10 protein-coding genes are annotated in these 12,015 nt (G+C 71.3%); 3 read left to right on the top strand and 7 right to left on the bottom strand.

All coding sequences use genetic code 11. The annotated features are described in order from the left end of the window. Positions 1-149: 149 nt before the first annotated feature. Both Raf01_RS06180 and Raf01_RS06175 read left to right on the top strand, forming a co-directional pair. Complete coding sequence (locus Raf01_RS06180; protein WP_203916749.1) at positions 150-1,289, top strand: sensor histidine kinase; 1,140 nt, start codon at positions 150-152, stop codon at positions 1,287-1,289. Further along, entirely contained in the window at positions 1,286-1,894 is a 609-nt protein-coding gene (locus tag Raf01_RS06175; RefSeq protein WP_203916748.1) for a response regulator transcription factor, read from the top strand. Before Raf01_RS06180 ends, Raf01_RS06175 begins: the two co-directional genes overlap by 4 nt. 62 nt (positions 1,895-1,956) lie before the next feature. Here Raf01_RS06175 and argS read toward each other — a convergent pair whose 3' ends face one another. The 7 genes from argS to Raf01_RS06140 all read right to left on the bottom strand — a co-directional run bounded on the left by argS (position 1,957) and on the right by Raf01_RS06140 (position 10,048). Next, positions 1,957-3,789 carry an arginine--tRNA ligase gene (gene argS / locus Raf01_RS06170; RefSeq protein ID WP_203916747.1) on the bottom strand — a complete coding sequence of 611 codons (1,833 nt, stop codon included), beginning with the start codon at positions 3,787-3,789 and terminating at the stop codon, positions 1,957-1,959. Between the two features lie 246 nt (positions 3,790-4,035). Then, on the bottom strand, positions 4,036-6,438 hold the full coding sequence (locus tag Raf01_RS06165; RefSeq protein WP_203916746.1) for an ABC transporter permease: 2,403 nt from the start codon (positions 6,436-6,438) through the stop codon (positions 4,036-4,038). After that, complete coding sequence (locus Raf01_RS06160) at positions 6,435-7,136, bottom strand: ABC transporter ATP-binding protein (protein WP_203916745.1); 702 nt, start codon at positions 7,134-7,136, stop codon at positions 6,435-6,437. The genes Raf01_RS06165 and Raf01_RS06160 overlap by 4 nt, the downstream gene beginning before the upstream one ends. Further along, positions 7,133-7,657, bottom strand: coding sequence for a PadR family transcriptional regulator (locus Raf01_RS06155; RefSeq protein WP_203916744.1), 525 nt, complete (start codon positions 7,655-7,657; stop codon positions 7,133-7,135). Before Raf01_RS06155 ends, Raf01_RS06160 begins: the two co-directional genes overlap by 4 nt. 81 nt (positions 7,658-7,738) lie before the next feature. After that, positions 7,739-8,131 carry a hypothetical protein gene (locus Raf01_RS06150; RefSeq protein WP_203916743.1) on the bottom strand — a complete coding sequence of 131 codons (393 nt, stop codon included), beginning with the start codon at positions 8,129-8,131 and terminating at the stop codon, positions 7,739-7,741. Between the two features lie 187 nt (positions 8,132-8,318). Further along, positions 8,319-9,212 (bottom strand): C39 family peptidase, encoded by an 894-nt coding sequence (locus Raf01_RS06145; protein WP_203916742.1) that lies wholly within the window; start codon positions 9,210-9,212, stop codon positions 8,319-8,321. A 254-nt stretch (positions 9,213-9,466) separates the two neighbouring features. Next, entirely contained in the window at positions 9,467-10,048 is a 582-nt protein-coding gene (locus Raf01_RS06140; RefSeq protein WP_239133412.1) for a TetR/AcrR family transcriptional regulator, read from the bottom strand. A 252-nt stretch (positions 10,049-10,300) separates the two neighbouring features. On the opposite strand from Raf01_RS06140, the gene Raf01_RS06135 reads away from it, so the two are divergent. Further along, complete coding sequence (locus Raf01_RS06135) at positions 10,301-12,004, top strand: phospholipase D family protein (protein ID WP_239133411.1); 1,704 nt, start codon at positions 10,301-10,303, stop codon at positions 12,002-12,004. The last annotated feature ends 11 nt before the right edge of the window (positions 12,005-12,015 follow it).

The raw sequence follows: 12,015 nt of genomic DNA, 5'->3' as shown, positions 1-12,015 counted from the left end.
TCAACGGCGCGGCGGACGACTGGTCTGGGTCGCGGCGCGGCGCCAGACGTGAAGAGCCAGGCAACTGGTCGGACGACTGGTCTGGGTCGCGGAGCGGCGCCAGACGCGCCGAGCCAGACTTGTTGGAAACACAGACATCAGGAGTGGTCATGCCGGACGAAGACTCGCTCCACGAAGACCCGCTGCGGTGGGCCCGGGGCTGGCGCCGCATCGTGCTCGCCGCCGGAATGCTCGTCTACCCGGCGGTCACGGTCTCCGGCATCCCGCGGTACGCGACCGGCGTCGAGGCGATTGCCGGATACGTCATCGTCGCCGCCTTCTGCCTGAGCTACATCCTGACCGCGCTCGCCTACGGGAGGCGCCGGTCGGTCCGGATGTGGTCGCTGTTCGGCGTCATGGTCGTACTGTTCGCGGCCGAGCTACCCATCGCCCGGGACTACGCGTTCTTCCTCGCCGTCGTCATCGTGTCGTTCGCCGCGATGGTGTCGCGCCGCCATCTCGCGCCGATCGTCGCGGGCGGCACGCTCGCGGCGCTCGTGGTTCCCTGGGCGGTGCGGCCCTGGCACCTCGGACCCGGCCTGACCGAGGCGATCCTGATCGTCTTCACCAGCCTCACGGTGGTCGGGTTCTCCGACATCGCCGCCAACAACCGCGCCCTCCTGGAGGCCCGTGCCGAGGTCGCGCGCCTGGCCTCCGAGGCCGAACGGGCCCGCATCTCGCGGGATCTGCACGATCTGCTCGGCCACTCGTTGACCGTCATCACCGTCAAGAGTGGCCTGGCCCGCCGCCTCTCCGAGAGCGGATCGCCGCGCGCGGTCGAGGAAATCACCGCCGTGGAGGGGCTGGCCCGCCAGGCGCTCACCGACGTGCGGGCCGCCGTGTCGGGCTACCGCGAAGTGACCCTCGCGGGCGAGCTCGCCCGCGGCAGGGAACTGCTGCGAGCGGCGGGCATCGTGGCCGACCTGCCGACGGCCACCGATCTGGTCCCCGCGAGCCACCAGGAACTGTTCGGCTGGATCGTGCGGGAGGGCATCACCAATGTGGTACGCCACGCCCGCGCCACCCGGTGCGCGGTGACCCTGTCGGCGGCAGAGGTGGAAATCCGCGACGACGGTACCGGTGCGGCGGCCCCGAGCGGGAACGGCCTGACCGGACTACGTGAACGGGTCGCCGCCGCCGGAGGCACGGTGAAGGCGGGCCCGGCCAGCCCACGCGGCTGGAGCCTGCGCGTCACGCTCGACCGATCCGAAGCACCCACATCGAAGACCACAAAGGACACTGCCGCATGACGATCCGCCTGCTGCTCGCCGATGACCAGGACCTGATCCGCGGCGCACTGTCCGCGCTGCTCGAACTCGAGGACGACTTCGAAGTGGTCGCTTCGGTCGACCGCGGCGACAAGGTGGTCGACGCGGCTCGCACGCACCGGCCCGACGTGGCTTTGCTCGACATCGAGATGCCGGGCCTCGACGGCCTGGCCGCGGCGGCGGTGCTCAACGCTCAGCTGCCCGAGTGTCGCGTCGTCATCCTCACCACCTTCGGCCGTGCCGGTTATCTGCGCCGGGCCATGACATCCGGCGCGGTCGGCTTCGTCGTCAAGGACGCGCCCCCGGAAGCACTGGTGGACGCTATCCGTCGGGTCATGCGCGGCGAGCGGGTCGTCGATCCCGCGCTCGCGGCGGCGACGCTCGCCGCGGGCGACTCCCCGCTGACCGCACGGGAACGCGACGTGCTGACCGTAGCCCGTTCCGGAGCCACGGTCGCCGAGATCGCCGCCAAGCTGTACCTGTCCGAAGGAACCGTGCGCAACTACCTCTCGGCCGCCATCACGAAGACCGGTGCGCAGAACCGGATGGCGGCGGTACGCATCGCCGACGACCGCGGCTGGCTGTGAGGGCGACCGGTCTCGTTCGTCGCGCGGCGCCCGACGCGCCGAGCCAGACCGGTAGGTGACGGCTACATGCGGTCCGGGGTGGCGATGCCCAGCAATGCCAGGCCCTGCCGCAGTACCCGGCCGGTCAGGTCGCACAGTGCCAGCCGGCTGTCGCGTACCCCGTCCCCGGCGCGCAGCACCGGGCACTGCTCGAAGAACGCGCTGAACGCCGTGGCCACCGTGTACAGGTGGCCGGTGAGCCGGTGGAACTCCAGCGTTTCCGCGGTGCTGGCGACGGCGTCGCCGAAGTCGAGCAGTTCGAGGGCGAGGGCGTGCTCGGCGGGTTCGGTGACGGTGATGTCCCCGCGGGCAGTCACGGCCCCGGCCCGGCGGAAGATGGACCGGATCCGGGCGTGGGCGTACTGGAGGTATGCGGAGGTGTTGCCGTCCAGCGACAGCATCCGGTCCCAGTCGAAGACATAGTCCTTGACCCGGTACGTGGACAGGTCGGCGTACTTGACGGCTCCGATGCCGACCGCCCGCGCCACCTCGGCGATGGTGCGCTCGTCGAGGTCCGGGCTCTTGCTCCGGGCCAGTTCGGCGGCACGGGCGACGGCCTCGTCGAGCAGTTCGATGAGCTTGACGTTGGTACCGGCGCGGCTGCGCAGCATCCTGCCGTCCGCACCGAGCACGGAGCCGAATCCGACGTGTTGCGCCCGGGCCGGTGGTGACAGCCAGCCGGCCTCCCGGGCGGTCTGGTGCACCATCTCCAGGTGTTGCCGCTGCGGCAGGCCGACGACGTACAACAGGCGGGTGGCGCCGAGAGTCTGGGTACGGTGCCGGATCGCGGCCAGGTCGGTGGCCCCGTACCCGTACCCTCCATCGCTCTTGCGCACGATGATGGGCAGCGGCCGGCCGTCCCGGCCGGGGAACCCGTGCGGGAACACGCACGCCGCTCCGGCGCTGGTCGTCAGCAACCCCAACCGGTCCAGCTCGTCGACCACCGGGCCGAGCAGGTCGTTGTAGAAGCTCTCCGGGTAGAAGTCCGCCTCGGTCAGCGTCACGTCGAGCCGGTCGTAGACGGCCAGGAAGTACTTCTCCGACTCCTCGACGAGCAGTCGCCACAGCCGCCGGCTGTCCGCGTCGCCGCTTTGCAACGCGACGACCCGCGACCGGGCGCGCTCACCGAACGCCTCGTCGGCGTCGAAGGCGACCCGGGCGGCTCTGTAGAACGAGTCCAGATCCCCGACCGACAGGTCGTGCGCCGCCTCGGACTCGCCGACGTCGATCAGGTGCTCGATGAGCATGCCGAACGGGGTACCCCAGTCGCCCAGGTGATTCACCCGCACCACGCGGTGGCCGAGCCATTCCAGCAGCCGTACCGTCGCATCCCCGATGACCGTCGACCGCAGGTGCCCGACGTGCATCTCCTTCGCGACGTTCGGGCCGGAGTAGTCGACCACCACGGTCTCGGAAACCTCGGGCGGCACCACCCCGAGCCGCTCGCCGGCCGCCATGCCGGACAGCAGGGTGCCGAGCGCGGAGTCGGCGACGGTGAGGTTGATGAATCCGGGCCCGGAGACTTCGGCCCGGCACAGGTCGCCGAGGTCGGCCAGGCCGAGCACCTCGGCGGCGATGTCCCGGGGCGGGCGGCCGAGCCGGCGGGCCAGGGCCAGGGCGGCGTCGGATTGGAAGTCGGCGCGTTGGGAGCGCCGGACGGCGGGGTCGACCGGGATCGCTTGCCCGTCCGGTGCGGCCGGCTCGGCGGCATCGTCAGCGGCCGGCTCGGCGGCCTCTCCGGCGGCCGGCTCAGCGGAACTGCCGGCGGCCGGCCCAGCGGTCTTCCCGGCGGCCTGTCCGGCGACCGCCGAGAAGGCCGGGCCGAGCCGGCCGGACAACAACTTCTCCAGATTCATCAGCGCGTACCAATCGGCTCCGGTCCGGGGCTCGCCCGGATCACCTGCGGGGCTTCGGAAGCGGATCGATCGCGCGGATGCGAAGGGAACGGCGGATTCGATCCGCCGTCGATCAGACGTGGGTGGTCAGCTCAGGCGGACGGGAAGGCTCGCGAACGAGCCAGGGTTCGCCCTCGTCGGAGGTTCGCGCCGTACCACGCCATGGCCGAGACGATACCCGACCGTGCCGGTACCCGTCTGCCGAGTTCACTCGGTACGCAGGCCGTCCGGGCGCATCAACCGGTACAGCAGCGGCAGGCTCAGCCCGGTCACCAGCAGCACGACCAGCCCCGCCGCCGCAGTGATGAGACCGATGCCGGACCAGTCCATCCGCACCGGCTCGTGCACCATCCGGAGCAGGATGGCGCCCAGTCCGACGCCGGCCAGGACGGCCAGCGCCATGGCGAGCAGGACCGGGATCGCGGTCTGCCAGAGCACCGAACGGCTCAGGGTCGTCCGCTTGGTACCGAACGCGACCAGTACCGCCAGCAGCCGCCGCCGCTCGCGTAGCTGCTCCAGCGTGCCGACGAGCAGGCTCGCGCCGACCAGCAGGAGAGTGGCGAGCGCGCCGATCGCCAGCCCGCGCCGGATGACCGCGAAGTTGTGGTTCTCGGCGGTCGCCCGCAGCGACGTGACGTCGGCCAGCGGGTCGACGCCCGCCGCCGTGTTGCGGACGCGTTCGATGGCGTCCGGATCGTCGTCGTCGGCCCGCAGGTCGACGACGATCCCCGGCCGGGGAAGCGCCGATCCGGAGATGGCGCCGGGCGTCGCCATCAGCCCGGTGTAAGTCAACCCGCTGGCATCGGTCGCCGACCGCACCGCGCGGGCCGTCGCCGGGATCGTCCAATGTGGAGCATTCGGCTGGTCCGGGTCGCCGATGAGGACCCGCTCGCCGGGGTGGGGATCCGTGGGATCCGGTGCGCCGGTGGGACTGGCCTGGAACACGTCGCCGTCGGCGCACTCGTCGATGACGAGCATCTGGCGCAGCGAGGCACAGTCGGCGACCGTCAGGTCCCAGATTCCCGGCTGGCTGCCTTGGCTGTGCGGCTTGAGCTGTGCGGGATCGACGATGCTGAAGTGCGTCATGCCGTACCCGGAAGTCACCCCGGGCGTGGCCAGCAGCCGGTGCAGCAGCGTCACCTCCTGCGCGCTGTCCTGCCCGATGAGGCTGACCTCGACCTGGATCCGGCTGGGATCCTGGCCGGTCGACACCGTGTTCGCACGTGCCGCCGCACCGAACAGCATCTGCAGCGCGACCGCGCCGGCCGCGGCGACGGCCACCCCGACGACAGCCCGGGCCGAGGTGCCGCCGCCCAGTTGCAGCCGGCGCATGGCGAGTTGCCAGGGCACGGAGCCGGTACCGAGCCGGGCGACGACCACCTCGATGAGCCACGGCAGCAGGGCCGCGACGCCGAGCAGGAGCAGGATGGCGCCGGTGGTCACCTGGATCTGCGCGACCGTGCCGTCCCGCAGGTCAGTCCCCGGGGACAGCGGGTACAGCGCGGCGACGCCGAGCACCGGGAGGGTGAGCCGCCACCACAGCCGGCGCCGGGTACCCGCCGCCTGGCGGACCACCCCGAGCGGTTCGATGACGACCCGGCGCAGGGCGAGCAGGTTGACGCCGACCGCGACGGCCGGAACGGCGAGTACGACGAGCAGGCCCAACGCGAGGCTGGGGCGCACATCCGCCGGGTACACACTCTGGTCGTAAAGGGTGACCACCCCGGCGAACTCGCGCGCGACGAGGAAACCCACGATCCCCAGCCCGACTCCGAGCGCCGCGCCGAGCAGCCCCTCGCCGGCCGCGACCCGCCGGGTCATCGCACCGTCCGCGCCGACCAGCCGCAGCGCCGCCAGCCGGCGGTCGCGGTGCTCACCCCCGAAGCGCACGGCGGTCGCGACGAACACCACGACGGGCAGCAGCAGGACTACGAAGATGATGAGCACCAGCAGGATCAGCATCGGGCTCAACGGCTGGCTCGCGTGGACCGCCCCGAAGTGGTCGATCCGCCTGCCGATCGGTCCCCTCGAAACCTCCTCCAACTGGTCGCTGCCCAGATAGAAGGCATACTCGTTCGGTCCGAGCAGGCCGGCTTCGCCGATCGTGCCGACGACCGGGTACTCGAACCGGGGACGCAGCAGCGCGCCGTCCGGCGAGTCGAGCAGCCTGGCCAGGGCCGGCGACACGACCAGTTGCCCCGGGCCGGGCAGGGCGGACAGCCCCGGAGGTAGCGGTGCCCGAGGACCCTCCGGCTGGAGGAGCTGGCCGCGGATGTTCCATTCCCGGTACCGGGTGTCGATGTCGGCGACCAGCAGCGTCGCGTCGCCGCGCGGAAGGTCGGTGGTCGCGAAGGAGAAATCGTCGGCCCGGGCGGCCACCCTCCCGGTGTGCGCCCGCAGGATGTTCGGCACGGCGGCGCAGCCGAGCAGCAGCACGACGCCGAGCCCGATGCCGATCGCGGTGAGCGCGGTACGCAGCCAGCCCTCGCGACCGCCGGCGAACGCGAGCCGAGCGCCGAGAGTCAGGTCGCGCGTCCACCGGCTGGGGAAACGTGGGGGGTGCTCGCCTCCGCCAAAACCCAGCTCCGGCTGCGTTCCCCCGGGCGTCACGCCACCATCTCCTCAGCCCGGGTACGGCCGTCGCGGACCACCACCTCTCGGTCGGAGTACGCCGCCACCCGCGGTTCGTGGGTGACCAGTACCACGGCCGAACCGCTGCTCTTCGCGGCCTTGGTGAACAGTCGCATCACCCGCTCGCCGTTGAGCGAGTCGAGCGCGCCGGTGGGCTCGTCGGCGAAGATGACGCGGGGGTCGGTGACCAGCGCACGGGCCACCGCGACCCGCTGCCCCTGACCGCCGGACACCTCACCGGGCCGCTTGCCGGCCACGTCGGTGACCTCCAACCGGTCCAGCCAGCCGGTCGCCCGGCGCTGTGCCTCCCGGCGCCGTACCCCGCTCAGCCGCAGCGGCAGCGCGACGTTTTCCAGGCAGGTCAGCTCCGGTACCAGCTGACCGAACTGGAACACGAACCCGAACTCGCTGCGGCGCAGCGCGCTGCGCTCACTGTCCGACAGCGCGGACAGCTCACGGCCGGCGTACACCACCCTGCCGGCGTCCGGCCGGACGATGCCGGCCAGGCAGTGCAGCAGCGTCGACTTGCCCGACCCGGACGGACCCATCACCGCGACCACCTCGCCGGGCCGGATCCGCAGCGTGGCGCCAGCCAGTGCGGCGGTCGCCCCGAACGACTTCTGCAGGTCGATGGCTGCCAGCAGCGCGTCGCCGGACGGCCGTTCCGAAGCGGTCATGACCGGACCACCGTCGCGAGCTGGTCGAGCCGGGCCGAGGTCAGCTCCAGCCAGCGCAGGTCCGCCTCCAGGTGGAAGAGCGCGTGGTCGCTGATGAGCTGGACCGTGAAGTCGCCGTCCAGCTTGCGCTGGGTCAGTTCGCGCATGAGTCGCAGGTGCTCGGTCCGTTGGGTATCCAGGATCTCGGCCGCGGGGCGCTCGGTGAGCAGGGCGAGCACGACCTTGGCGTACAGCGTGCTCTGCAGGTACGGCTCGGGCTTCTCGGGCTGCGCGAGCCACCGCTGGACGTCGGTCACGCCGGCGCCGGTGATGGCGTAGCGCTTACGCTCCGGGCCACCGCCCGGCTCGACCCCGTCGACCTCGATGAGGCCGTGCTTCAGCAGCCGGGACAGCGTGGAGTAGACCTGCCCGAAGTGCAGGGGGCGGTCCTGGCCGAAACGCTCGTCGTAGGAGCGCTTGAGGTCGTACCCGTAACTCGGCCGGGACTCAAGCAGCCCGAGGAATACCTGTCCGATTGACATGCCCGAACTCTACACCCAGAGGTATACACATTGTGTATAGGGGTTGAGCTGGGGCTCGGATCGGTCCGGCGGGTCCCCGGATCAGCGCTCGGGCTCTTCGCGATCCTGCTCGCGCCGCGCCCGGGCCCCGGTCTCCGGGGCGCCGCCGACCTGCCCGGTCGAGTTGGCGTCGCTGGTCCCCATTCCGGTCGGCGTGTTCATGCCGCCGGTGGTGGCATCGCCGGTGGTGGTCGGGCCCGCCCCGGGTCGGGGGTGCCGCTTGCCCGGGGTCATGGCCCGGCCGGCGCGCCCGGTCGTCGTACCGATCAGCGTCGTCCGGGCGGTTGTCGTCCGGGTACCCGGCGTGCGGCTCGGGCCGCCGTCACGCAGTTCGTCGAGGTCGGTGTCCCGGTCCAGGGTCGCGTTGAGATCGGGATCCCGGTCTATCGCCGCGAGGTCGAGTTCCGGGTCCGGCTGGTCTTGGCGCTCGTCCATGCACCAGGCATGCCCGTGATGGTGGCGGTCAAACCGGATACCCGGCCCGTCTGGCGGTGGTGCCGGTCAAACCGCCGGCCAGCCTTGCCGTCGCGACCCCGGCAATCCGTGGCAGGAGACGGAAATGGCCCGGCCCGGCGGTGAGGTACCGCCGGGCCGGGCCGGTGCGAAAGGAGTGTCGAGTCCGTCAGGACGAGTACCCGTGGTTCCCCATCCAGGTGGTCACGTCGCCGGTGCTCATCCAGTACGAGCCGTCGGCCACCGTGTCAGCCGGGTCGGCGATGAGTACGGTGTGCCCGTCGTCGGCGTACCCGACCACGGTCACGTAGTGACCGCCGTCGTACGAGTGGGCCCCGCCCAGCGTGTCGACCCCGGTACCCGCGATGTTGGCCACCACCGGGTTGCCGTTGTTGATGGCCCGCATCACGTCACCGCGGAACTGGTCGACCTGCTTCGAGGTGACGAGCTTATGCGGGACGTCGGTCGTGTGGTACGTGTTCGGACCATCGATGCTGTTCAGCACGCGGGTGGTGTCCACCGCCGACGGGGTGCCGTTGATGGTCGTACCCAGCTTGCCGGCGACGTCGTCCTGGCTCAGCGAGTGGCCCTGCGCGCTCAGCGCGATCCGGGTCGCTGCCGGGCCGCAGTAGAAGAAGTTGATCTGCCCCTGGTACTGGTAGTTCAACTGCTTCGCGGCCGGGTAGGCCGGAGCGGCCGGCTTCTTGGGCGCGGACCGGTGGTCGTTCTTGCCGGAATCCCCGTGCCGGTTCGCGTCGCCCTTCGAAGCGTGATCGCCCTTCGAGGCGTGCTTGCCCGCTGGCGCGGACTTGTCGGCCGGCGCGGGCTTGCTCGCCGGCGCGGACTTGCCGTCCTTCGCGGGCTCACTCGCGGCTACCGTCTTGATCTCCGCGGCGGTGACAGTGGTCCCACCGGTGATCGTGGGCGTCGTTCCGCTCTCGGCGGCGATAGCCGGGCCGGCGACACCACCGCAGACAGCGGCGATTCCGACCGCGGCGAGGGCCGTCCTGCGGGTCGGCGTCTTGGCGATCGACGGCAGCCAGCGGGTGAAGTTGGTCTTCAATTCCAAGCCTTCCGGGTTGGCGACGCGCAGGCTAAAAGCCTTGTGTCATAAGGGTTTTAGGGGAGCGCGCCAGTGAACGTGTCGGCGTCACCGGGTTACAACCAACCGCCGGGGCCGGCCATTCCGGGATCTGGCCGCCGCCGAGCCGGGGATTCGCGGACGGATCGGGCGCGGCCGGGCGCACACCTCGCGTACCGGACCGGTCGCGGCAGGAACCCCGACCGGACAACCGGTCGGGTACGCCCCGGACGGCGTCAGGCCGATGCGCCCCGGTACCGCAGCCCGTCCATCAGCAGGTCCAGAACCCGGCCGGCCTGTTCGCGTTGCGCCGGTTCGGCGGTCGCGAGGGTCACACCGCTCAGGCTCACCAGGACATCGCCCGGGTCGACATCGGGCCGGACCGTCCCCGCTTCGGCCCCGGCGCGCAACAACGACCCGATCGCGGCGATCATCGAGTCCCGGCTCTGCGCGTACGGATTCCCACCCGACGCGATGACCGCGCGCAATGCGGCCGCCATGCCCCGCTTGGTCGTCATGTACTCGACGAACCGGTCCATCCAGGTCCGCAGCGCCTCGTCCGGGGGCATGGCGCGCAAGAGGTCGGCGGCGGCGTCGCACAGCCGCGCCAGCTCATTGCGGTACGCCGCCTCGACGAGCGCCTCCCGGGTGGGGAAGTGCCGGTACAGCGTGCCGATCCCGACACCCGCGTCCTTCGCGATCCCGTCCAGCGTCACCTCGGGATCGTCGGTGGAAAAAGCCCGCACCGCGGCTTCGAGCAACCGGTCGCGGTTGCGCTGCGCGTCCGCGCGCAGTGGCCGGCTGTCGGGGGCGGACACGGGCTCCTCCTGGTCTGCGGCTGGCCGATCGGTTGGCGGTGGCTGTTCGGGTCGCGGTGGCTGTTCGGGTCGCGGTGGCTGTTTCGGGTCGCGGCGGTGGAGAACCCCAGGTGGAGGTGCCTCCGGTTCATAATGCTACCCGTGGCGCGGATCAGACGAAGTCGCCAACCGGGGACACCGCGAGATCCGGTGCCAAGATCGACCGAGTCGGGCGGGGCATAGCTGATCACCCCACGGGGAACAGCATCGGGCATGCCGACACGCTCACGACCACAGGATGAGCGGGGCGAGTCCGGAACCCGTCCGGGACCGGTGCTGCCCGCTCCCCGGCTGCCGTACCCCGACGATCAGCTTTCGCGGATTCCCGCGACCGGATCCCGCGCGGTATCGCAGCCACCGCCGTGCCCCGCCGACTGGTTCCTGAGCGCCGAGGAGCGGGGCAATCCCGACACCGGCATCGACCGCCGGCACGCCGGCGGTGAGGCCTGGACGGTCGGCAACGAGGTGGTTCCACTGGTACACGGCCGGGAATACTTCGCCGCGTTGCGCGAAGCGGTGTCGGCCACCCGTGCCGGCGATCTGGTGCTGTTCACCGACTGGCGGGGCGACCCGGACGAGCCGGTCGACGATGAAGGCACCTCCATCTCGTCCCTGCTGTGTCACGCGGCGGCGCGCGGAGTCACCGTCAAGGGACTGATCTGGCGCTCGCATCTGGACCTGCTACGTTTCAGCAGCGCCGAGAACCGGCGCCTGGGCGCCGAGATTGAGGCGGCGGGCGGCGAGTGCCTGCTGGACATGCGGATCCGGTGGGGCGGTTCCCACCACCAGAAAATGGTCGTCGTACGGTACCGTGACCGATCCTCACGCGACGTCGCGTTCGTCGGCGGCATCGATCTATGTCATTCGCGCAGAGATGACGAGCGGCACCACGGCGATCCCCGGAAGCAGGAGATGCCGTCGGTCTACGGCGATCCGCCGCCCTGGCATGACATCCAACTCGCCGTGCGCGGTCCCGCGGTCGGCGACGTCGAAGCCACCTTCCGGGAACGGTGGACCGATCCCGCCGCGTTGTCCCACAATCCGATCCGGCTGCTCGGCAGCATCGTGGACCACGACGACCTGAGCGCCGATCGCCTGCCGGAGCAGTCGGCGGATCCCGGTGCGTGTGGCTCCCAGGCGGTGCAGGTGCTGCGAACCTACCCTCGCCGATACCCCGGATATCCGTTCGCCCGGGCGGGAGAACGCAGCATCGCTCGCGCGTACCTGAAAGCTGTGGGGCGGGCCCGGTCGCTCATCTACCTGGAGGACCAGTACCTCTGGTCGACCGAGGTGACGGAGGTCTTTGCCGCCGCGCTCCGCCGCGAGCCGCAGCTGCTCATGGTCGCGGTGATCCCGCTGCATCCAGACACCGACGGCAGCACCGCACGGGCCGAGTGCGTCGGCCGCGCCCGGGCCCTGCGGATGCTTCACGACGCCGGGCGGGACCGGGTCGCCGTCTACGGGATCGAGAATCACGAGAGCCGGCCGATCTACGTCCACGCGAAGGTGTGTGTCATCGATGACGTGTGGACCTGTGTCGGTTCCGACAACCTCAACCTGCGGTCCTGGACACACGACTCCGAACTCAGCTGCGCGGTCATGGACACGGACGCCGGTACGGGCTTCGGGCGGGCGCTGCGCCTCCGGCTGGCCCACGAGCATCTGGACCGGGCGGCCGGCGATGACGCCGATCTGCGCGACCCGCGCGGGCTGTTCGACGCGTACCGGCACGCCGCCGGGGCACTCGACGACTGGCACCGGCTCCCGGACGGTACACCACGACCGCGCGGGCGGCTGCGCGCCTACCACCCGCCCCACCTCGGGCGCCTGGGGCGGCTGCTCGCCGTTCCGATGTACCGGTACCTGTGCGACCCCGACGGGCGCCCGCGGGTGATGCGCCGAGCGCGCTCGTTCTGACCGGCGGTGCC

The organism is Rugosimonospora africana (assembly GCF_016862975.1).
Classification (GTDB): Bacteria; Actinomycetota; Actinomycetes; order Mycobacteriales; family Micromonosporaceae; genus Rugosimonospora; species Rugosimonospora africana.
This window is presented reverse-complemented; position numbering and strand designations above follow the sequence as displayed.

Excerpts from the sequence above, each read along its gene's own strand:
- argS (WP_203916747.1), bottom strand. The coding sequence starts at position 3,789 with ATGAATCTGGAGAAGTTGTTGTCCGGCCGGCTCGGCCCGGCCTTCTCG.
- Raf01_RS06150 (WP_203916743.1), bottom strand. The coding sequence starts at position 8,131 with ATGGACGAGCGCCAAGACCAGCCGGACCCGGAACTCGACCTCGCGGCG.
- Raf01_RS06175 (WP_203916748.1), top strand. The coding sequence starts at position 1,286 with ATGACGATCCGCCTGCTGCTCGCCGATGACCAGGACCTGATCCGCGGC.
- Raf01_RS06160 (WP_203916745.1), bottom strand. The coding sequence starts at position 7,136 with ATGACCGCTTCGGAACGGCCGTCCGGCGACGCGCTGCTGGCAGCCATC.
- Raf01_RS06155 (WP_203916744.1), bottom strand. The coding sequence starts at position 7,657 with ATGTCAATCGGACAGGTATTCCTCGGGCTGCTTGAGTCCCGGCCGAGT.
- Raf01_RS06180 (WP_203916749.1), top strand. The coding sequence starts at position 150 with ATGCCGGACGAAGACTCGCTCCACGAAGACCCGCTGCGGTGGGCCCGG.
- Raf01_RS06135 (WP_239133411.1), top strand. The coding sequence starts at position 10,301 with ATGCCGACACGCTCACGACCACAGGATGAGCGGGGCGAGTCCGGAACC.